The organism is Streptomyces sp. NBC_01317 (genome assembly GCF_035961655.1).
Lineage (GTDB): Bacteria > Actinomycetota > Actinomycetes > Streptomycetales > Streptomycetaceae > Streptomyces.
In genome coordinates, this window is the sequence record NZ_CP108393.1 from 2,303,614 (window position 1) to 2,325,104 (window position 21,491).

15 protein-coding genes are annotated in these 21,491 nt (G+C 72.1%); 9 read left to right on the top strand and 6 right to left on the bottom strand.

Annotated features, from left to right (window positions below):
- Positions 1-19 precede the first annotated feature (19 nt).
- Positions 20-1,543, bottom strand: a complete 1,524-nt coding sequence (gene eccB / locus OG349_RS09530; RefSeq protein ID WP_327234206.1) for a type VII secretion protein EccB — start codon at positions 1,541-1,543, stop codon at positions 20-22.
- 183 nt (positions 1,544-1,726) lie between these two features.
- On the opposite strand from eccB, the gene eccE reads away from it, so the two are divergent.
- The 9 genes from eccE to OG349_RS09575 all read left to right on the top strand — a co-directional run bounded on the left by eccE (position 1,727) and on the right by OG349_RS09575 (position 14,384).
- On the top strand, positions 1,727-3,085 hold the full coding sequence (gene eccE, locus OG349_RS09535) for a type VII secretion protein EccE (RefSeq protein ID WP_327234207.1): 1,359 nt from the start codon (positions 1,727-1,729) through the stop codon (positions 3,083-3,085).
- Entirely contained in the window at positions 3,082-3,801 is a 720-nt protein-coding gene (locus OG349_RS09540) for a hypothetical protein (RefSeq protein WP_327234208.1), read from the top strand. Before eccE ends, OG349_RS09540 begins: the two co-directional genes overlap by 4 nt.
- A gap of 150 nt (positions 3,802-3,951) precedes the next feature.
- On the top strand, positions 3,952-4,185 hold the full coding sequence (locus OG349_RS09545; protein WP_161306834.1) for a DUF397 domain-containing protein: 234 nt from the start codon (positions 3,952-3,954) through the stop codon (positions 4,183-4,185).
- A 447-nt stretch (positions 4,186-4,632) separates the two neighbouring features.
- Positions 4,633-8,163: an SCO5717 family growth-regulating ATPase gene (locus OG349_RS09550; RefSeq protein WP_327234209.1), complete on the top strand. Its 3,531-nt coding sequence runs from the start codon at positions 4,633-4,635 to the stop codon at positions 8,161-8,163.
- 198 nt (positions 8,164-8,361) lie between these two features.
- Positions 8,362-10,266, top strand: a complete 1,905-nt coding sequence (locus OG349_RS09555) for an ABC transporter substrate-binding protein (RefSeq protein ID WP_327234210.1) — start codon at positions 8,362-8,364, stop codon at positions 10,264-10,266.
- A 3-nt stretch (positions 10,267-10,269) separates the two neighbouring features.
- Positions 10,270-11,346 (top strand): ABC transporter permease, encoded by a 1,077-nt coding sequence (locus tag OG349_RS09560; protein ID WP_327234211.1) that lies wholly within the window; start codon positions 10,270-10,272, stop codon positions 11,344-11,346.
- Positions 11,343-12,284 carry an ABC transporter permease gene (locus tag OG349_RS09565; RefSeq protein ID WP_327234212.1) on the top strand — a complete coding sequence of 314 codons (942 nt, stop codon included), beginning with the start codon at positions 11,343-11,345 and terminating at the stop codon, positions 12,282-12,284. The genes OG349_RS09560 and OG349_RS09565 overlap by 4 nt, the downstream gene beginning before the upstream one ends.
- Positions 12,281-13,354 carry an ABC transporter ATP-binding protein gene (locus tag OG349_RS09570; RefSeq protein ID WP_327234213.1) on the top strand — a complete coding sequence of 358 codons (1,074 nt, stop codon included), beginning with the start codon at positions 12,281-12,283 and terminating at the stop codon, positions 13,352-13,354. Before OG349_RS09565 ends, OG349_RS09570 begins: the two co-directional genes overlap by 4 nt.
- A gap of 31 nt (positions 13,355-13,385) precedes the next feature.
- The gene (locus OG349_RS09575) at positions 13,386-14,384 is read left to right on the top strand and encodes an ABC transporter ATP-binding protein (protein WP_327234214.1); all 999 of its coding nucleotides are present in this window, start codon (positions 13,386-13,388) and stop codon (positions 14,382-14,384) included.
- A 709-nt stretch (positions 14,385-15,093) separates the two neighbouring features.
- Here the strand turns inward: OG349_RS09575 and OG349_RS09580 are convergent.
- The 5 genes from OG349_RS09580 to infB all read right to left on the bottom strand — a co-directional run bounded on the left by OG349_RS09580 (position 15,094) and on the right by infB (position 21,391).
- The gene (locus OG349_RS09580) at positions 15,094-16,038 is read right to left on the bottom strand and encodes a bifunctional riboflavin kinase/FAD synthetase (RefSeq protein ID WP_327234215.1); all 945 of its coding nucleotides are present in this window, start codon (positions 16,036-16,038) and stop codon (positions 15,094-15,096) included.
- Between the two features lie 324 nt (positions 16,039-16,362).
- Complete coding sequence (gene truB / locus OG349_RS09585) at positions 16,363-17,265, bottom strand: tRNA pseudouridine(55) synthase TruB (RefSeq protein WP_327234216.1); 903 nt, start codon at positions 17,263-17,265, stop codon at positions 16,363-16,365.
- Positions 17,262-17,756 (bottom strand): 30S ribosome-binding factor RbfA, encoded by a 495-nt coding sequence (gene rbfA, locus OG349_RS09590; protein ID WP_327234217.1) that lies wholly within the window; start codon positions 17,754-17,756, stop codon positions 17,262-17,264. The genes truB and rbfA overlap by 4 nt, the downstream gene beginning before the upstream one ends.
- A gap of 39 nt (positions 17,757-17,795) precedes the next feature.
- The gene (locus OG349_RS09595; protein WP_161311733.1) at positions 17,796-18,089 is read right to left on the bottom strand and encodes a DUF503 domain-containing protein; all 294 of its coding nucleotides are present in this window, start codon (positions 18,087-18,089) and stop codon (positions 17,796-17,798) included.
- A gap of 137 nt (positions 18,090-18,226) precedes the next feature.
- The gene (gene infB / locus OG349_RS09600) at positions 18,227-21,391 is read right to left on the bottom strand and encodes a translation initiation factor IF-2 (protein WP_327234218.1); all 3,165 of its coding nucleotides are present in this window, start codon (positions 21,389-21,391) and stop codon (positions 18,227-18,229) included.
- Positions 21,392-21,491: the final 100 nt, after the last annotated feature.

The following is a 21,491-nucleotide window of genomic DNA, read 5'->3' on the forward strand; positions in this document are numbered from 1 at the left end:
CTCACTCTCACGCTCCCTCTCACGAGCCCTGGATCTGCCGGGCCGCCGCCGTCGACAGCCGGGGCCCCGTCGGCAGGAACGTGGCCCACGCGGCGGGGACCGGTGCCGGGGCGACGTCCTTGTAGCCGAGCCGGTTCTGCGCCTGCTGGGCCTCCTGCTGCCGCGCCTGCCGTTCCTGGGCCGTACCGGCTCCGATGCCGGGCTCGTCCCCGGCGCTGTCGCCGTTGGACTGCATGCCGTAGCGCAGGCCCGTGTCGGTGACGAGGAAAACAAATCCCGAGGCGGTCGACGATCCCTGGAACTGCCGGAACAACTGCCCTGACCCCGGGGTGACATACGCGCTGGAGCCGGTGGGCAGCGGCTTCGGGAAGTCCGTGCCCGCCCAGGTGCTCAGTGTGGTGGCGCCGTCGGCGCCGTTCACGTCCCGCAGCACACTGCACACGGTGTTACGGCTTCCCGCGCCGGTGCCCGCCTCGTTGACCGGTGCGGGGTCGCTCTCCGGCCAGTCCTTGTCCTGTCCGAACGGCTCACCCGGCTCGATGGCACCAGGGCTCACCGACGTGGCCCTGCCCGCCTGGCCGACCGTGACCAGCTCCTTGCTGCTGAGCAGCAGCTTCGCGGTGAAGTCCGTGACCGGGGCGACCCTGCCGGGCAGCACCACGTACTGCTGGTTCTTGGAGTTGACGGGGGCGACGAGGACCATGCCCACCTTGTTCGCCTCCTTCGGCAGCAGCGCGCCGGGGGCGTTCGCGTCGGCGCCGGGGGTGCCCGTGATCGCCGGGAAGTCGATGGTGCCGCCCTGGTGCAGGGTCTCCAGCCAGGCGGCCGTGACACGCTGCGGCCTGCGGTCGGCGCCCACCACCTGGCGCAGGAGCAGCTCGTCCTTCTTCACGCGGTACGCCTTGCCCTCGGCGTCCACCACGTACCGGACCTTGTCCGGGCCCTCGACGTAGAGGAGTTCACCGCCGCGCAGACGATCTGCCCCTTCGGTCCTGCCCTGTTCGCGCTGCGCCAGGACGAACGCCGCCTTCTGGATGGCCCTGCCGCCCGCGCTCGGCCGTTCGCAGACCGCCCAACGCTTGGCCCCCCCGGCCTCCTTGGCGTCGGGGAGCCGGTCGGGGGCGTAGGGGATGCCGACGGTCGGGCCGTGGGCGAGGTCGCTGCGGTCGATGACCGATTCGCTGACGTTGATGACCTTGCCCTTGTCCTGGTCGAGCAGGAGCTTGGCGGAGGCCATGTTCAGCACCGGGTGCAGCTGACTCGTCTTCCCGGTCCGCAACACCACATAGCGGGTGGTGGACTTGCTGGCGATGATGACGTTCTCGTTCACCGCGTCCCATCCCTTGGGCGCCACGGGCTTGAACATCCCCCACGCACCGAAGGCCGCGAGGATCACCACACCGACGATGACACCGGGCAGCACCGCACGAAGCGGCCGGGGCGCGCCCTCTTCCGAACCGGTCGAGTTCGGCTGCACGAACTGCGCGATCAGCCTTCGTTTCGCGAAGGTGTAGGCGTTGAGTTCGTCCCGTCGTGATGCCATCTGTCCGCTGTCCCTCTTCCCCCGCTGAGCGACCAGGTTCCCTCGTGCACCGGAGGGACCAGTGTGTCGCGCCGGCCCCCTACTATGCATGCCGCCGCTCGTGTCCCACCGCTCAGGTAGGGTGATCGACCGGTCAACGCCCATGGGCGGACGGCGGTTACGGCGCAAGGGGGCACGGCGGCGATGAGTACGGCGACGCGCGAGCGCGACGGGCGGAGCAGCACCGCGCGGGTCCCCGCTCCGTCCGGACGACCCGGACGACGGCGCGGCAGACGCGCGGAGGCCGGCGCTGTGCGTACGGCCCCAGGGGTCGCTCCGGCGCGGACGACCCTGCGCTCCCGGCCCCGCGCCGGCCACCTCGGGCCCTTCCAGCTACGGCAGTTGGTGCTCATCGAAGTCGCTCTCGCGCTGACGGGGATCGGCCTGGCGCTCGGCGGGCTCTGGCTCGTGCCGGCCGCGACCGTGGCCTGTGTGCTGGTGCTGGTCGCCGTGTCGCGCCGCCGGGGCCACGCCGTACAGGACTGGCTGTCCACGGCTCTCGCGCTGCGGGCGCGCACCCGGCCCGCCGAGCCGTGCGGGCCTGACGTCGACCCCTTGCTGGCGCCTGTCGCGGAGAGTGTGCCGGGATTCCGCCCGTACACCTACGTCGACCGGAACCGCCGCACGGTCGGGATGCTCGGCGACGGCACGTTCCTGACCGTGGTGGTACGGGTCGAGGCCAGCGGCGACGGGCTGCGCCCGGTGTTCGGCGCGCGCTCGCTGCCGCTCACCCTGCTCGCGGACGCCCTCTCCGTGGACGACATCACCCTGGAATCGGTGCAGTTGGTGCAGCAGGTGCGCTCGGCGCCCGCACCGCACCTGCCCCAACAGGCCGTGGCCCGACTCTCGTACGCACCCCTCCAGGAACAGACCGGCGCCCCCGCGCTGCGGCTCACCTGGGTGGCGATCAAGCTGGACCCCGAGCTGTGCCGGGAGGCCGTGGACGCGCGCGGTGGCGGGATCGAAGGCGCCCAGCGGTGTCTGGTGCGGGTGGCGGACCACGTCGCCAGCCGGATCACCGGCGCCGGGTTCCGGGCCGTGGTGCTGGACCAGGAAGAGCTGAACTCCACCGTGGCCACCTCGGCCTGCGCCAGCCCCGCGCTGTCGGCCCGCGCGGGCCGGCCGGACGCGGCGGCGCGGCGGCGCACCGCCGAGACGGCGCGGGTCTGGCGGTGTGACGACCGCTGGCACACCACCTACGCCGTGGGCCGCTGGCCCGAGTTGGGGCGCGGCGCCACTCCGCTGCCCAAGCTGGTGGCGCTGCTGACCTCGGCCCCCGCGTACGCCACCACGTTCAGCCTGACCCTGCGCCCGGGCGCGCACCGGGGGACGATGTCGATCGGCGGGCACGTACGGATCACCGGCGGCTCGGACACCGAACTGGTGCGGGTGCGGCGGACGTTGGAGCAGGCCGCGCGGCACGCGAAGGTCGGTCTGGTACGGCTGGACCGCGAGCAGCTGCCCGGTGTGCTGGCCACACTGCCTCTGGGAGGCGCGCGATGACCGCTGCCAACGGTACGAAGCGGGGCCTGCGGGGGCTGCGCGGCCCCCACCACGCGGGACACACCATCGCGCTGGACCACCTCGGCGCGCTGTCGCTGCCGGTGGGGGACGACGGTGTGGTGATCGGCGACGACGGCGACGGCCGGCCGCAGATGGTGGGCTTCCACCGCTCGACCCCGTACGACATCCTGCTGATCGGCGGCCTGTGGACGGCCCAGGTGCTGGCGCTGCGCGCGGCGGCCACCGGCGCGCGGGTCGCGGTCGAGACCGGGCGCGCCCCGTCCTGGACGCTGCTGGCGCAGGCCGCGGGCGCGGGCCTGGACTGCGTCACACTGCACGAGGTCGGCCGGGTGCCGCCGATGGGCGCGACGGTCGGCAGCCCCGTGGTGGTGATCCGGGACTGCGGGATGCGCCCCCCGCGCGGCCGGGTGGTGTCCTCACCGTGGCAGTCGGTGATGACCCTGCTGCCCTACATGAGCCCGGTGGCACCGCGGTTGATGCGGGGCTCCACGCTGGTGGGCGTCCAGCGGGTCTCGCCGCAGGAGGCCGAACAGGTCGGCCGCATCCTGGGCCTGTCGCGCGCCGAGACCGACGCGCTGCCCACACTGGCGGACGGCGTCACCCTCTGGTGCGCGGGGCGTGAGCACCACTGGGTGATGACGAGCGGTACGGACGCGGAGACGGGGTTGCTGGGCGTGGCCCGCCGGATGGACTGAGCCCGCCGGATCGGCCGGCCTTCCTACCCGGCCCGCACGCGCTGTAATCGTTCCGTCGCGGACGTACGGCGAAGCGTCCTAAGATGCCGGAGAAACCGGAACAGCCGGCAGAGGGCAGCACCGAGCCGTCACCGAAAGGAAGCTTGTCTGATGGGGAGCGCGCAGGAGAAGGACGAGCTGTATGCCCTGGACATCTCTGGCGTCGAGTGGCACAGCGCGCCCGGCACCAGTGCGGACGAGGAGCGGGTCGAGATCGCGTACCTGCCGGAAGGCGCCGTCGCCATGCGGTCGTCCGTGGACCCGGACACCGTGCTGAGGTACACCGAGGCCGAGTGGCGGGCCTTTGTCCTCGGGGCACGCGACGGGGAGTTCGATCTGCGCTGAGCCCGGTCGGCCCGGGGCCGGCGGCGAACAGCGGGCAACAGGTAGGGGCACGCTCCGTCCGGGGCGTGCCCCTCCGGCGTGCGGGGGTGTGCGGGGACGTACGGGCCAAAGTCGGCTTCGTACGCCCGTTCTGCGCGGGTTCTGCCGCGATCTCCCCCAGACATGTACCGATTTGACCGATCGCTGTACCCACCCGGGTTCCTTACGTGTTCACTTGGGGGCAGGACGTGACGTACGGGCCGCTCGCCGGCGGACCCGTCCGCCCTGCCGGAGCGACACCGGGGATGATTAGGGTGGGTGGAGGCGCGGGAGGAGAACCGACAGGCACGTATGCCGCGTCACCGGGTCCTGACAGGGCCCAGGGGGAGAGCCGGGCGGACCGGACACCAGGGACGACCGCCCCCGCCCACCACGGCACAAGGGTGCTCGACCACCTCAGGAGGCAAAGTGAACGGCGATCGGGACGAGATCCGCGGAGGCTGGGACCGGCCGCCCGTGGACGATCAGTCCGACGCGGAGCCCGAGGTGACGGGTGAGTTCACCATCGACTACACCCCTCCCGCCTGGTACACGCAGAACACGCCGGGGGACACGGCCGGTGGCGCCGCGACGGCGGGGCCGCCCGCGCCCGCGTACGACCCGACGCCGCCTCCGCCGCCGGTGGGCGCGCCGGTGGCGGTGCCGGGGCTGCCGACGGGGAGCGGCTTCGAGCCGAACTGGACGATTGCGCCTCCGGCACCGGGGCGGATTCCGGGTACGGGTACGGATACGGGTCCGTCGCCCGAGACGCCACCGGGCGCGCCTGCGGGCGCGTCGACTGCCACGCCCGAGCCGGCATCGGCCGGCGGCGCGGTCCCGGCCGCCGGTCCGGCTCCGGTAGGAGACCCGGCCGCGGCCGGCGTTCCCGGCACCGCGTCGGCGGCCGGCCACGCGTCAGCTGCCGGCCCGGCTTCCGGTGCCGCCCGGGGACCCGGGCCTGGACCAGGCACCACGCCGTCGCCTCCGACGGGGCCGGTGGGCGGGCCTGGGGGCCCGCAGGCCGCCGTGCCGGGGCAAGATGCGGCTGCCGGTGCGCTCTTGGCTCCCCACTCGGCCCCGGCCGCCGATGCGGTGGCCGCCGGCGATCCCGCCACCGGTCCGGTCGGGACGGGAGGTCCCGTACCTGCCGCCGGACCAGTGCCGGACCCTGCTGCTGGTCCGCTTCCACCTGCTGGTCAGCCCCCGGCCGGCGCGCCGGGCCCCGGGCCGGTCGCGGCCGCCGGTCAGGCCTCTGGGCCCGCTCCGGTGGCCGGCACCGGCCCGGGCGCCACCCCGGCCGTCCCCGCGGCTCCCGTGGCTCCCCCGGCGGCGGAGCCTTTTGGCGGGGGAGAGCTGGACAGCGGGGCGACGATGCGGTTCTCCCCCGCCGCGCTCAAGCGGGAGTTCGCGGAACGCGACGCGGCGAAGGCCGCGGCGAGCGGGGAAGGCACCGGAAGCCCCGGTGCGGGCGCTCCCGCCACCGCCGCCTCGGACGGCTCGGACTCCGCGAACGGCGAAAAAAACGAACCGGCCGACGGTACGGACGGGGCCGAGGCCCCGGACACGACGGCGGGCGAAACAGCACCGGAGGCCGGACCGGAGCAGGAAGCCGGTTCCAAGGCCGAGGCCGGCCAGGAGACGCCTGCTGCCGCCGCCTCGTCCGACGGGGACGATCCGGCCCACGGCGCCCCGGCACCGCAGGACGGTCCCGACAACTCCACGCCGGTGGGCGCCGCCCCCCTCGCTCCCCCGGCCCCCGCGCCCGGCCCGCCGTGGTCGCCGCGGACGCCGCAGCTTCCGGCCGCCCCCGAGGCGGTCGCACTGCCGCCGCTGCCGCCCGCGTTCCAGCCCGCCGCGCCGACGGCCGCGCCGCAGTGGCCCGTACCGGCCCAGCCGCAGCCCCCCGCGCCCCAGCCTCCGTACGGCTGGCCCGCGCAGCCGCACCAGGACACCAGCGGTTACGGCTTCCCGCAGCCGGGACGACCGGGTCAGCCCGGTCCTGCCGCACCGCAGCCATCCGCCGGGCCGGGGCCGAACACCCCACCCCTGCCGCCGGGTTACGGCTTCCCGCACCAGGGCCAGCCAGGGCAACCCGGCCCCACAGCACCCCAGGCCCCCACCGCCCCCGGGCCGAACACCCAACCCCCACAGGCCGGTTACGGCTTCCCCCAGCAGGGACAGCCCGGTCACGCCGGACCTGCGGCGCCGCAGGCACCCGCCGTCCCGGGTTCGAACACCCCGCCCCCGCCGACGGGTTACGGCTTCCCCCAGCAGGGCCAGCCAGGGCAACCCGGCCCCACAGCACCCCAGGCCCCCACCGCCCCCGGGCCGAACACCCAACCCCCACAGGCCGGTTACGGCTTCCCGCAGCAAGGGCAGCCCGGTCCGTACCCGCCCGCGCCCGTGCCGCCGCAGGCCGGTTACGGCTTCCCGCATCCCGGCTACCCCGCCCAGCCCGGCCCCGTACCCCAGCCGCCCGCGCAGGCGGCTCCGTACATCCCCCCGCAGCAGATCCACCAGCCCCAGCCGCACCCCCAGCCCCCGGGCCAGGCCGCGCCTCCCGTCGACCCCCGTACCGGGGCCGGTTGGCCGTCCGCCGTGTCGCACGACCAGCGTGAGCGGTCCGTGCCGGGCGCGCCGCTCGGCTACACCGCCGCCGTCGAGCTGTCCTCCGACCGGCTCCTGAGGAACAACAAGCCGAAGGCGAAGAGCAGTCGCAATCCGTCCGGCGCCTCCCGCTTCAAGATCGGCGGCAAGGCGGCGGAAGCCGAGCGGCAGCGCAAGCTGGAGCTGATCCGTACGCCGGTGCTCTCCTGCTACCGGATCGCGGTCATCAGCCTCAAGGGCGGGGTCGGCAAGACGACGACCACCACCGCCCTGGGGTCCACGCTGGCCACCGAGCGGCAGGACAAGATCCTGGCGATCGACGCCAACCCGGACGCCGGTACGCTCGGCCGCCGCGTCCGGCGCGAGACCGGGGCGACCATCCGCGACCTGGTCCAGGCGATCCCGTACCTCCAGAGCTACATGGACATCCGCCGCTTCACCTCGCAGGCGTCGTCCGGTCTTGAGATCATCGCCAACGACGTGGATCCGGCGGTCTCCACGGCGTTCAACGACGAGGACTACCGGCGTGCGATCGAGGTGCTCGGCAAGCAGTACCCGATCATCCTGACGGACTCCGGCACCGGTCTGCTCTACAGCGCGATGCGCGGGGTGCTGGACCTCGCCGACCAGCTGATCATCATCTCGACGCCGTCGGTGGACGGCGCCAGCAGCGCCTCCACGACGCTCGACTGGCTGTCCGCGCACGGCTACGCCGATCTGGTGCAGCGCTCCCTCACGGTCATCTCGGGGGTCCGCGAGACCGGAAAGATGATCAAGGTCGACGACATCGTGCAGCACTTCGAGACCCGCTGCCGCGGGGTGGTCGTGGTGCCGTTCGACGAACACCTGGCCGCCGGCGCCGAGGTGGACCTCGACATGATGCGGCCCAAGACGCGCGAGGCGTACTTCCACCTCTCGGCGCTGGTCGCGGAGGACTTCGCGCGGGCCCAGCAGGCGCAGGGGCTGTGGACGTCGGACGGCAACAACCCGCCGCCGCAGTACGCGCCTCCGATGCCGGGGCCGGGCGGCGGACCGGGGCAGCCGCAGCAGGGGCAGCCGTACCCGCAGCAGCAGCCGTACGCCCAACAGCCCTATCAGCAGCCGCAGTACCCCCAGCAGTACGCGACCCAGCAGCCCCAGTACCAGGGGCAGGCCCCGCAGCCCCAGCCCCCGCAGCCGTACGCCCAACCGGGACAGCAGCCGCCGCAGCAGACACCCCAGCAGGCACCACACCACGCACCCCAGCAGTCACCCCAACACCCGCCCCACCAGCCCGAATCCCAGCAAGGCCACCCCGGCGTCCCGCCCGGCTGGCAGCAGCCCCCGCAGGCACCGCCAGCGCCTCAGCAGTAAGGCGGCAGAGGTAGATACCAATGAGGGTCCGTTCCTGGTTCGAGGAGCGGACCCTCTGGGCATTCCCGCAGCCCACACGGGGTGTCCGGCCGCCGTTGACGCGGCCGGACGAGCGCTGATAGACCTGCGCTTCACCAGTTGGCGATCCAGAATCCACCCGGCTTCTCCGTGCGAGTGATGACACGAGGTCACCGTCTTATGGTCCACAGCGTTCCCCCACGCCCGACGCCGCAGCCCCTGAGGCACTCCTCCGGCTCCTCCCGCTCTTCCAGCTCCTCCCGCTCCTCCCGATCCCGTCTGCTCCTGGCTTCCGGCGCCCTGTCCGGCGCGCTCGTCGCCGGGACCGTGATTCCGTTCACCCCACTGCTCCCGGCGCCCCAGCAGGCCCAGGCGGCCGACGGCGACAAGGTCCTCACGGTCGCGGTCAGCCAGAGTGTCGACTCCCTCAGCCCGTTCCTGTCCCAGACGCTGCTCGGTACGACACTGCACCGCCTGACGTACGAGTACCTGACGAACTACGACCCCAAGGACGCGCACACGGTCCCGGGTTTCGCGACGGCGTGGAAGCCGTCGGCGGACAAGCTGACGTGGACGTTCACCATCCGCGACAACTCGAAGTGGTCCGACGGCCGGCAGGCGACGGCCGAGGACGCCGCCTGGACGTTCAACAAGATGATGACGGACGACAACGCGGCGACCGCCAACGGCAGTTTCACCTCCAACTTCAAGAAGGTGACCGCCCCGGACCCGCGGACGCTCGTCATCGAGCTGAACAAGCCGCAGGCCACGATGACCGCGCTCGACGTGCCGATCGTGCCGAAGCACATCTGGGAGAAGGTCGGCGACTTCTCCAAGTTCAACAACGACAAAGAGTTCCCGATCGTCGGCAACGGGCCTTTCGTCGTCACGGACTTCAAGGTCGACCAGTACATCAAGCTCAAGCCGAACAAGACCTTCTGGCGCGGTGCGCCCAAGTTCGACGAGCTGGTGCTCAAGTACTACAAGGACGGGGACGCGGCCGTCGCCGCGCTGCGCAAGGGCGAGGTCTCGTTCGTCCCCAACCTCACCCCGGCGCAGGCCGCTTCACTGAAGGCCACCGCCGACATCAAGGTCAACGACGCGCCGGGCCGCCGCTTCTACGCCCTCGCCACCAACCCCGGCGCGCGGTCGAAGGACGGCAAGAAGTTCGGCAACGGCCATCCGGCGCTCCTCGACCCGGCCGTACGGGAAGCGCTCTTCCGGGCCGTCGACCGCAAGACCATCATCGACAAGGTCTTCCAGGGCCACGCCGTTGAGGGCCAGGGCTACATCCCGCCCCGCTTCGGCTCGTACTTCTGGCAGCCCTCGCCCGACCAAGTGCTCGCGTACGACCCGGCCGCCGCGGCCAAGACTCTCGACCAGGCGGGCTACAAGAAGAACAGCGCGGGCAAGCGCGTCGGCAAGGACGGCAAGCCGCTCGACTTCCGCATCCTCTGCCACGCCACCGACCCCAACGACAAGGCCGTCGGCAAGTACCTCCAGGAGTGGTGGGGCGATCTGGGCATCGGGCTGGAGGTCGAGTGCCTCGACAACGTCTCGGACCCCTGGCTCGCCGATGACTACGACCTGGCCTTCGACGGCTGGTCCGTGAACCCCGATCCCGACTACGTCCTCTCCATTCACACGTGCGACGCCCTGCCCGCCACGCCCAAGGACAGCGGCGCCACCGACAACTTCATCTGCGACAAGACGTACGACGGCCTCTACGCGCGACAGGCCGCGGAGTACGACCCCGCCCGGCGCGCGGAGTTGGTCAAGCAGCTGGAGTCGCGGCTGTACGACACCGGGTACATGAACGTCATGGCCTACCCGAACGCCGTCGAGGCGTACCGTACGGACCAGATCAAGTCGATCACGACAATGCCGGAGGCCGCCGGCAACCTCTGGGGCCAGGACGGCTATTGGAGCTGGTGGTCCGCGGTACCGGCAGCGGGCGGCGGCAGCGCGGACAGTTCGTCCTCCACCGGTGTGGTGATCGGGATCGGAGCAGCCGTGGTGCTCGTGGCCGCTCTCGGGCTCTTCGTCGTGATGCGCCGCCGTTCCACCGCGGAAGACCGTGAATAAGCGATGAGTACCGCAAGCACCCCCGGTGCGGTGCGGGACGCCGCCGACGGCCCGGGGAGGACCGGGCCGCCGGACGCGGCGGACCGCCGCTCGTCCGGCGCCGCGACCGCCTATCTCCTCTATGTGGCGGGCAAGTTGGGTGGCGCGGTCGTCTCGCTGATCGCCGTGCTCGTCACCAGCTTCTTCCTGTTCCGGATCATCCCCGGCGACCCGGTGAAGGCCATGACACGCGGCAAGCCGACGTCGGCCGAGCAACTGGCCACGATGCGCAGGCAGTTCGGCCTCGACCTGCCCATGTGGCGGCAGTTCGGCGACTACTGCGCCAACGCCCTGACCGGCGACCTCGGCACCTCGTACCAGTTCCACGCGCCGGTCGGTGAGCTGATCGGGGAGAAGCTGCCCGCGACCCTGCTGCTCATGGGGGTCGCCGCGGTGATCTACTCGGCGCTCGGGCTCTGGCTCGGCACCCGCTCGGCGTGGCACAACGGCGGCCTCGGCGACCGGATCAACACGGGCGTGGCGCTGACCCTGTGGTCCGTCCCGTCCTTCTGGCTGGGACTGCTGCTCATCATCGTCTTCTCCGTCGGCATCGGCCAGATCCCCGGGATGTTCCCCACCGGCGGTATGTCGTCGGGCAGTTCGAGCGGCTTCGGGTACGTCACCGACGTGGCCCACCACATGGTGCTGCCCGTCGTGACCCTGGTCGCCGTCGGATACGCGCAGACGCTTCTGGTCATGCGCTCCTCCCTGCTGGACGAGATGGGCAGCGACTATCTGACGACGGCCCGCGCGAAGGGCCTGCGGGACGATCTCGTACGGCGCCGGCACGCCGTACCCAACGCCCTGCTGCCCACCGTCACCGTGGTGTTCATCAACCTGGGCCATGTGGCGGCCGGTTCGATCCTCGTCGAGACGGTCTTCTCCTGGCCGGGCCTCGGCGGTCTCTTCTACCAGGCGCTCAGCGTGCCTGATCTCCCCCTCGTACAAGGCCTGTTCGTCGTCTTCGCCGGCGCGATGATCCTGATGAACCTGCTCGCCGACCTGCTCTATCCGCTGCTCGATCCCCGGGTGGGCCGATGACACCGGAGAAGACCCCTCCGCTCCCCTCCGCACCGCGTCCCGCCCTGCCGACCGCGTCCTCCCTCGCCTGGACCCGGCGGCGCGACTCGGTGGCCCGCTTCTGGCGGCAGTACCGTACGCACCGGGCCGGGCTCTTCGGTCTCGCGGCCCTCGCGCTGATCACACTGACCGCCCTCCTCGCACCGCTGCTCGTCGGCGACGACGTGCAGAGTGTGACCCACGCGCCCGGGACGGCGCTGGAGTCGCCGAGCGGCGCGTTCCCCCTGGGCACCGACCAGTTCGGGCGGTCGCTCCTCGGCCTGCTCGTCTGGGGCTCACGCATCTCGCTCACCGTCGGACTGCTGGCGGCCGCCCTGTCCGTCGCCATCGGCACCCTGGTCGGCATCATCGCGGGGCACTACGGGCGGTGGTACTCCACCGTCATCATGCGGATCACCGACTGGTTCCTGGTGATGCCCACCCTGGTCCTCGCGATCGTGCTCGCCACCGTGATGTCCCGGTCCGTCTGGACCGTCGTCGTGGCGATCGGTGTGACCAGCTGGCCGACGACGGCACGGCTCGTACGGGCGCAGACCATCGCGGTCGAGTCCCGGCCGTACATCGAGCGGGCCCGTGCGCTGGGCGGCGGCCACCGGCACATCATGACGCGCCATGTGCTGCCCAACGTCATGCCGTTGGTGCTCGCGCAGACCACCCTCGGCATCTCCAGCGCGATCCTCACCGAGGCCACCCTGGCCTTCCTCGGGCTCGGCGACCCCACCGTCGTCTCCTGGGGCGGCCTGCTCCAGGACGCGCGGGAGGCGGGCGCCGTCTCCTCCGGGCACTGGTGGTATCTCGCACCGCCCGGCATCGCGATCGCGTTGGTCGCGCTGGCCTTCACACTCTGCGGCCGGACCGTCGAGGCCGTGCTCAACCCCAAGCTAGGGGCGACTCGTTGACCACTCCGACCACACCCGCCCCCACGCTGCTGGAGATCAAGGATCTCCATGTCACCTACGCCTCCGGCGCGGCGGCCGTACGCGGCGTCGACCTGACCGTCGGCGCCGGTACGAAGCTCGGCATCGCCGGCGAGTCCGGCTGCGGCAAATCCACCCTGGCGCTGGCACTGCTGCGCCTGCTGCCCGCCTCGGCGGAAGTGACCGGCGAGATCCTCCTCGACGGCGAGGACGTCCTCACCATGAAGTGGGGGCGGCTGCGCGCCGTACGGTGGGCGGGGGCGTCGATCGTCTTCCAGGGCGCGATGCACTCGCTCAACGCGGTGCACCGGATCGGCGACCAGATCGCCGAACCGGTGGTGCTGCACCAGCACGCCACCCCGGCGGCGGCCCGCCGCCGGGCGGGCGCCCTCCTCGAACAGGTCGGGCTGCCCGCGGCCCGCGCGGGCGCCTATCCGCACGAACTCTCCGGCGGACAGCGCCAGCGCGTGATGATCGCGATGGCCCTGGCATGCGATCCCCGGCTGATCGTCGCCGACGAGCCGACCACCGCGCTCGACGTGATGATCCAGGCGCAGATCCTGCGGCTCATCGAGCGGCTCGTCGCCGAGCAGGACATCAGCCTGCTGATGATCAGCCACGACCTGACGGTCCTCGCGGACACCTGCGACCGGCTCGCCGTGATGTACGCGGGGCGCGTCGTGGAGGAGGGCCCGGCGCGGGCGGTGTACGACGCGGCCGAGCACCCGTACGGGCGCGCGCTGTCCGCCGCGTTCCCGCGCGTCGGCGACCCGGCTTCCCGGCGGGCGCCGCGCGGCCTGCCCGGCGACCCGCCGGACCCCTCGGCGCTGCCGGGCGGTTGTACGTTCCATCCGCGGTGCGCGGTCGCGCTGGATTCGTGCGCGGACGACGATCCTGTGCTGCGGGAGGCGGGGCCGGACCGCCGGGCGGCGTGTGTGCACGTGTCGCCGGGGCACGCTTTCCGGGACTCCGCCGCGTCCGACTCCGCCGATGCCTCCGCCGACACCGCCGCCGATGCCACCGCCGCCGATGCCTCCGCCGACCCGGCATGAGGCGGTCCCACGGCCTCCTGAGGAGCCACCCATGACCACCACCACGGTCCCCTTGCTCTCGGCCACCGGCCTGCACGTCACCTTCCCCGGGCGGCGCGGCGGGGCGCCCGCACGCGCGGTCGACGGCGTCGACCTCGACATCGCCCCCGGGGAGATCGTGGCCCTGGTCGGCGAGTCCGGCTGCGGCAAGACGACGCTGGCGCGCACGCTGCTGGGTCTGGTGCCGCCCACGTCCGGGAGTGTCAGCTTCGCGGGCGAGACGCTCGCCCACACGTCGCGCGCCCTCAAGGCGCACCGCAAGCGGGTCCAACTGATCCTCCAGGACCCCAGCGGGTCCCTCAACCCACGCCACACCGTGTACGACGCGGTGGCGGAGGGCCTGCGGATCCACGGGTACGCGGGCGACGAACGCGAGGCGGTCGCCTCAGCGCTGTCCCGGGCGGGGCTGCGGCCCCCGGAACGCTTCTTCCTCCGCTACCCGCACGAGTTGTCCGGGGGCCAGCGGCAGCGTGTCGTCATCGCGGGCGCGCTGGTCCTCGAACCCGAACTCCTCGTCGCGGACGAGCCCGTGGCGTCCCTGGACGCGTCCGTGCGGGGCGAGATCCTGGCGCTGCTGCTGTCGCTGCGGGACGAACTGGGCCTCTCCGCGGTGGTCGTGACGCACGACCTGGGGTTGGCGTGGAACATCGCGGACCGGGTGGCGGTGATGTACCTCGGCCGCATCGTGGAGACCGGGCCGGTGGAGGAGGTCCTGACGGCCCCTCAGCACCCGTATACGCGCGCGCTGCTGTCCGTCCTGCCGGAGTCCCCCGGCGCCCCGGTCGTCCTCACGGGCGAGCCACCGGATCCTTCGCGGATCCCTGCGGGGTGCCGGTTCCATGCGCGGTGCCAGGTCTTGGCGTCGGGCGAGGCGGGCGCGGTGGGCGTTGCGGACGCGTGTGGTACGACTGCGCTGCCGGTGCTGTCGGGGGCGGCGGTCGCCCAGGCGGCGTGTCACGTGGTCCGCCCGGTGGTGGGCGCGGCTCACTGATTGTCCTCAATCGCCGGACGGGCTTGGTTTGGCCTCTGCCCGGTGCGTTTGGTTGCGCTTACTGATGTCCTCAATCGCCGGACGGGCTGGGTTTGTCGTGGTGACGGGGGGCGGGGCCTGCGGAGGTACGTATGTCCGGACTGCATGTTTTACGGCGCCTCAGGAGCTCCGGACATTCACGGTAGCCATGCGCCACAAAACACGCTTTACGTCCGGACACACGCACCTCCTCCGACCCCACCCCCCTCACGCCGAGGGTGAGCTCAACGACCCCGCCCGCCCGGGGCGCCTCCCCTCCGCCCGGTGGACGGTGCCGCTTACCAACGTCCTCAAACGCCGGACGGGCTGGAGTGTGGCCCTGCCCGGTGCTCGGGCGCGGCTTACTGATGTCCTCAAACGCCGGACGGGCTGGGTGGTGCCCCCGTGCCCTCCAAGGCCGGACGGACCCGGTTTTGTCTTGAACGCGGGCGTGGAAGGGGGACGGGCAGGGGTCGTGTCCGGAACGTAGAGCGTGTTTTGTGTCGCGTGGCGAACCCGAACCAAACAAGGTCCCGAACGCGACGTAAAACATGCAGTGCAGGACACGACCCCTGCCCGGCCCCCGGCAACCGGCCCGCGCATAGAAGCCGGCCCCCAGCGTGCACAACCAAGCCCGTCCGGCGATTGAGGACAACAGCACGGCCGCCAGGCCGAGCTAGCGCCAGGCCAACTACACCGCCTCCAACAGCTCCCGCGCTCGCTTCACGTCGTCCGCGATCGCCACCAGCAACCCCTCGATCGAGTCGAACTTCTGCTGGCCCCGCACGTACGACAAGAAGTCCACCGTCACATGGAGCCCGTACAGATCCAGCCCCACGCGATCGATCGCATACGCCTCGACCGTACGTTCCGTCCCGTCGAACTGCGGGTTCGTGCCCACCGAGATCGCCGCCGGCATCCGCTCCCCCGCCGCCGTCAGCCACCCCGCGTACACCCCGTCCGCCGGAATCGCGGTGTGGGGCAGCGTCTCCACGTTCGCCGTCGGGTAGCCCAGCTCGCGCCCCCGCTGCGCGCCCCGTACGACGATGCCCTCGACGCGGTGCGGGCGGCCCAGGATCTCCGCCGCGCCCGCCACGTCGCCCTCGGTGACCAGCCGGCGCGTCAGGGTGGAGGAGAACGGCTCGCCGCCCCCCGCCTCGCCGGTGACGTACAGGTCGACGACCTCGACCTCGTAGTCGTACGTCGCCCCCAGCTCGGAGAGCACCGCGACATTCCCCTCCGCCCGGTGCCCGAAGCGGAAGTTCGGGCCCTCGATGACCGCCGACGCGTGCAACTTGTCGACCAGGACCTTCACGATGAAGTCGGCCGGGGAGAGCTTCGAGAACGCGACGGTGAAGGGCAGGATCAGCAGCGCGTCCACGCCCAGCTCCGCCATCAGTTCCGCGCGCCGGTGGTGCGGGGCGAGCAGCGGCGGGTGGCTGCCGGGGCGTACGACCTCGCTGGGGTGCGGGTCGAAGGTGACGACGACCGACGGCACCCCCAGCTCCCGCGCCCGCTCCACGGCCCGGCCGATGATCAGCTGGTGTCCCCGGTGCACCCCGTCGTAGGAACCGATGGTGACGACGCTGCGCCCCCAGTCCTGGGGGATGTCCTCCAAGCCACGCCAGCGCTGCACTGTGACCGCTCCTCGCCCGAAACTGTGTACGTGATTGCCGGATTACGCAGCTCTAAGACTGCCATGCCCGGAGCCCGCCCCCCGCATCGGCACCGAGGTCCGGAGGTCCGCCCGGCACCCTCCCGGGGAGAACGCGCCCCCCGGTGCACCCGGCGCGCACCCCACGCGCCCCGCCGAAGGAGTGATGCGGGGGCCGGAGATGGATAGACCCCTTCCGGGAGGGGGATCGTGGGGCGGCCGGGCTTGCTCGGGCGCCCCACGGTATGGCCGGCGTGACGAGGGGGAAGGCCCCACGGCACGGCCCCACGCACGGCCGCCCGGGCCTCAGGCGAAGACCGCGAGGCTCTTGGCCCTGCCCTGCTGGTCCTCCACCAGTGCCAGGAGCCGCCCCTCGGGCCCGAACACCGCCACCGGTCCCGTCCCGTACTCGGGTATGTCGAGGCGTACTCCGTTGAGCAGCAGCTTCGCGCGCCGTTCGTCCACGTCCCAGCGCGGGAACGCCGCCGCGGCGGCATCCGCGACGGGCATGACGGTCAGCTCCTCCTGGAGCTGGTCGAGCGTCCTCGCCGCGTCCAGGGCGTAGGGACCCACCCGGGTCCTGCGCAGCGCGGTGAGGTGGCCGCCGACCCCCAGGCCTGCCCCGAGGTCACGGGCAAGGGCGCGGATATACGTCCCCGAGGAGCAGACGACCGAGACGACGAGGTCGACCACGGGCGTGCCGTCCCCGGCGACGGCCTCGCGCACGTCGTACACCCGGAACGAGGAGACGGTCACGGGGCGGGCCGGGATCTCGAACTCCTCGCCGCCGCGCACGCGCGCGTACGACCGTTTGCCGTTGATCTTGATGGCGCTGACCTTGGACGGCACCTGCATCAGGGGTCCGGTGAGGGCGGCGACCCCCGCGTCGATACCCTCACGGGTGACCGCCGACGCGTCGGTGGACGAGAGGATCTCGCCCTCCGCGTCGTCGGTGACGGTGTCCTGGCCCAGCCGGATCGTGCCGAGGTACTCCTTCTCGGTCAGCGCGAGGTGTCCGAGGAGCTTCGTGGCCCGTTCCACGCCGAGGACGAGGACGCCGGTCGCCATGGGGTCGAGCGTGCCGGCGTGGCCGACGCGGCGGGTCCTGGCGATCCCGCGCATCTTGGCGACGACGTCGTGCGAAGTGAAACCCGACGGCTTGTCCACGATGACAAGTCCGTCGGGTGTGGGGATGGTGTGGTCAGTCATTCCTTGGTGGAGCCGTCCTCGTCGGTGAGCGTGCTGTCCTCAGTGTCGGCGGCGTCAGCGTCGTCGGCGTCGTCCTCCGGCTTGCGGTACGGGTCCGCGCCCGCCGCGTACGTCTTGCCGGTCGACACCTCCCGTACCTCCGCGTCCTTCGCCCGCGCCTTGTTGAGGAGGTCCTCTATGGTGCGGGCGTTGTCCGGGAGGGCGTCCGGGACGAAGGCCAGCGTCGGGGTGAAGCGGACCCCGGTCTGCCGGCCCACCTCGGAGCGCAGCACGCCCTTGGCGCTCTCCAGGGCCGCCGCGGACGCCGCGCGCTCCTCGTCGTCGCCGTAGACCGTGTAGAAGACCGTGGCCTCCCGCAGGTCGCCGGTGACGCGGGCGTCCGTGATGGTCACGAAGCCGAGTCGGGGGTCCTTGATTCGCCGGTCCAGGGTCTCCGCGACCACGACCTGGATGCGATCGGCCAGCTTGCGGGCCCGCGCGTTGTCGGTCACCGGTCCGTCACTCTTCCTATCGGTTCTCTGGTGTACAAGTCAGTCTTCGTCGCCGTACAGCCGCCGTCGTACCGACAGCAGTTCCACCTCCGGGTGCCCGGCGACCATGCGTTCGCACCGGTCGAGGACGTCCCTGAGATGGGTCCAGTCCCCCGACACCACCGCCAGGCCGATCTCGGTCCTGCGATGGACGTCCTGGTCACCGGTCTCCGCCGCGCTCACCGCGAACTTCCGCTGGAGCTCCGCGACGATCGGCCGGACGACGGAGCGTTTCTCCTTCAACGACCGTACGTCGCCGAGGAGCAGGTCGAAGGACAGAGTCCCCACGTACATGCGTATCCGGATGTCCCGCCGGTGCGGGTTCAGACGCCTGCCAACGCTTGGCAGGGACATTCAGAACCGTAACGCAGCGGCCGGGGCCGGTCGACGGAAATACCTCCCGCCGACCGGCCCCGGCTACCAGCCGCGCATCAGCCTCGCGGCTTCTCGCGCATCTCGTACGTCGCGATGACGTCGTCGATCTTGATGTCGTTGAAGTTCCCGAGGTTGATACCGCCCTCGAAGCCTTCGCGGATCTCGGTGACGTCGTCCTTGAAGCGGCGCAGACCCTGGATGTTGAGGTCCTCCGCGATGACCTTGCCGTCGCGGACGAGCCGGGCCTTGGTGTTGCGCTTGACCTCGCCGGACCGGATGAGAACACCCGCGATGTTGCCGAGCTTGGACGAGCGGAAGACCTCGCGGATCTCCGCCGTACCCAGCTCGACCTCTTCGAACTCCGGCTTGAGCATGCCCTTGAGGGCCGCTTCGATCTCTTCGATCGCCTGGTAGATGACCGAGTAGTACCGGACGTCCACCCCTTCGCGCTCGGCCATCTGCGCGGCACGCCCGGCGGCGCGCACGTTGAAGCCGATCACGATGGCGTCGGAGCCCATCGCCAGGTCGATGTCCGACTCGGTGACCGCACCCACACCGCGGTGCAGGACCCGGATGTCGACCTCGTCGCCGACGTCGAGCTGGAGCAGCGAGGACTCGAGAGCCTCCACCGAACCGGACGCGTCGCCCTTGATGATGAGGTTGAGTTCCTGCACCAGGCCGGCCTTGAGGGCCTCGTCCAGGTTCTCCAGGGAGAACCGGATGCCCCTGCGGGCGAAGGCCGCGTTCCGCTCACGGGCGGCACGCTTCTCGGCGATCTGCCGGGCGGTGCGGTCGTCGTCGACCACCAGGAAGTTGTCACCGGCACCGGGGACGTTGGTGAGTCCCAGGACGAGGACGGGGGTCGACGGTGTCGCCACGTCCACGTTGTCGCCGTTGTCGTCGAGCATGGCCCGGACACGTCCGTACGCGTCACCGGCGACCATCGTGTCACCGACGCGGAGCGTTCCGCGCTGGACGAGCACGGTGGCGACGGCGCCGCGGCCGCGGTCGAGGTGGGCCTCGATCGCGATGCCCTGCGCGTCCTGCTCCGGGTTGGCCCGCAGGTCGAGCGAGGCGTCGGCCGTAAGGATCACGGCCTCCAGCAGGCTGTCGATGTTCAGACCCTGCTTGGCGGAGATGTCGACGAACATGGTGTCGCCGCCGTACTCCTCGGCCACCAGCCCGAATTCGGTGAGCTGTCCGCGCACCTTGGTCGGGTCGGCGCCCTCGACGTCGATCTTGTTGACCGCGACCACGATCGGCACGTCGGCCGCCTTGGCGTGGTTCAGCGCCTCGATCGTCTGGGGCATCACACCGTCGTTGGCCGCGACCACGAGGATCGCGATGTCGGTGGACTTCGCACCACGGGCACGCATGGCGGTGAACGCCTCGTGACCGGGGGTGTCGATGAAGGTGATCCTGCGCTCTTCACCGTTGACCTCGGTGGCGACCTGGTACGCGCCGATGTGCTGCGTGATACCGCCGGCCTCGCCCGCGACGACGTTCGTCTTGCGGATCGCGTCCAGCAGCCGGGTCTTACCGTGGTCGACGTGACCCATGACGGTGACGACCGGCGGACGGGACACGAGGAACTCCTCGCCGCCCTCGTCCTCGCCGAACTCGATGTCGAAGGACTCGAGAAGCTCGCGGTCCTCCTCCTCCGGGCTGACGATCTCCAGCACGTAGTTCATCTCGGTGGCGAGGACCTGGAGGGTCTCGTCGGAGACGGACTGCGTGGCGGTGACCATCTCGCCGAGGTTCATCATCACGGCGACGAGCGACGCCGGGTTGGCGTTGATCTTCTCCGCGAAGTCGGTGAGCGACGCACCGCGCGACAGCCGGACACTCTGGCCGTTGCCACGGGGCAGCATCACACCGCCGACGGACGGGGCCTGCATGGCCTCGTACTCCTGGCGCCTCTGCCGCTTCGACTTGCGGCCACGGCGGGCGGGCCCGCCGGGACGGCCGAACGCGCCCTGTGTGCCACCACGGCCACCGGGACCACCCGGACGCCCGCCGAAGCCGGGACGGCCTCCGCCGCCACCGCCGAAGCCACCGCCGCCACCGGGACGACCCGGGGCACCGCCGCCGCCACCGGGGCGTCCGGCGAAACCGCCGCCACCGCCACCGGGACCGGCCGGACGGCCCGCGAAGCCGCCGCCACCGGGACGACCGCCGCCACCGCCGGCACCGGCCGGACGGCCGGGACCACCGGGACCGCGGCCACCGCCGCCGGGACCACCACCGGGACGAGGACCGGCAGCGGGACGCTGCGGCATCATGCCCGGGTTGGGACGGTTGCCACCGGGGCCGCCGCCGGGCGCGCCACCGGGGCGTGCCGACTGCTGCGGCCGGGGCATGCCGCCGGGGGACGGACGGCCGGACTGGCCGGGTCCGCCCTGCGGACGGGGGCCACCCTGGCCGGCACCCTGCGGGCGCGGGGCGCCGCCGGGGGCTCCGGCGCCGCCGGGGCGAGGCGCGCCGCCGGGACGGGGCGTCTGCGGACGCGCCATGCCGGTGGAGCCACCTGAGGTGAAGGGGTTGTTGCCCGGACGCGGGCCCGCGGGGCGGGCACCGGGACGCGGGGCCTGGCCGGGACGGGCGCCCGTGGGGCGACCACCCTGACGCTGATCGCCCTGACGGTCCGCCGGACGCTCGTTCTGGCGCTGCTCACCCTGGCGCTGCTCGCCCTGACCGCCCTGGGGGCGGGTGGCGGGACGGGGGCCGGGGGTCGCACCGGGACGCTGCTGTGCCGCGGCCGGGGCCGACGGGGGCGCGGTGAACTCCGGGACGGCCGGCGCGGGCTTGGCGGCCGCCGCGGGCCTCGGCGCGGCCGGAGCGGGCGTCGCGGGGGTCGGCGGACGGGGTCCGGGGGCCGGTGCGGCGGACGCGGGGGGCGCGCTGCTCTTGGGAGCCTCGGCGACGGCCGGCTTGGGAGCCGGGACACCGGGCTTGGGGGCGGCGGGACGCGCCGCCTGGGCCGGCGACGGTGCGCCGGGCTTCGCGGGGGTCGCCTTGCGCGGCGCTCCCGGCTTCGCGGGGGCCTTGCCGGCGTTGCCGCCGGGGCCCTGCAATGCGTCGGTCAGTTTACGTACAACCGGCGCCTCGATCGTCGAGGACGCCGAACGGACGAATTCACCGAGTTCTTGGAGCTTGGCCATGACGACCTTGCTCTCAACCCCGAACTCCTTGGCGAGTTCGTATACCCGGACCTTAGCCACTTCGCTCCTTTTAGGTCCGGGTTACCGCCGGACCGTCGCTACTTCATGGGCGTACTCATCGCGTACTCATCGAGTGCTCATCGCAATCTCGACCTACTTC

Excerpts from the sequence above, each read along its gene's own strand:
- eccB (WP_327234206.1), bottom strand. The coding sequence starts at position 1,543 with ATGGCATCACGACGGGACGAACTCAACGCCTACACCTTCGCGAAACGA.
- eccE (WP_327234207.1), top strand. The coding sequence starts at position 1,727 with ATGAGTACGGCGACGCGCGAGCGCGACGGGCGGAGCAGCACCGCGCGG.
- OG349_RS09540 (WP_327234208.1), top strand. The coding sequence starts at position 3,082 with ATGACCGCTGCCAACGGTACGAAGCGGGGCCTGCGGGGGCTGCGCGGC.
- OG349_RS09545 (WP_161306834.1), top strand. The coding sequence starts at position 3,952 with ATGGGGAGCGCGCAGGAGAAGGACGAGCTGTATGCCCTGGACATCTCT.
- OG349_RS09555 (WP_327234210.1), top strand. The coding sequence starts at position 8,362 with ATGGTCCACAGCGTTCCCCCACGCCCGACGCCGCAGCCCCTGAGGCAC.
- OG349_RS09560 (WP_327234211.1), top strand. The coding sequence starts at position 10,270 with ATGAGTACCGCAAGCACCCCCGGTGCGGTGCGGGACGCCGCCGACGGC.
- OG349_RS09565 (WP_327234212.1), top strand. The coding sequence starts at position 11,343 with ATGACACCGGAGAAGACCCCTCCGCTCCCCTCCGCACCGCGTCCCGCC.
- OG349_RS09575 (WP_327234214.1), top strand. The coding sequence starts at position 13,386 with ATGACCACCACCACGGTCCCCTTGCTCTCGGCCACCGGCCTGCACGTC.
- truB (WP_327234216.1), bottom strand. The coding sequence starts at position 17,265 with ATGACTGACCACACCATCCCCACACCCGACGGACTTGTCATCGTGGAC.
- OG349_RS09595 (WP_161311733.1), bottom strand. The coding sequence starts at position 18,089 with ATGTACGTGGGGACTCTGTCCTTCGACCTGCTCCTCGGCGACGTACGG.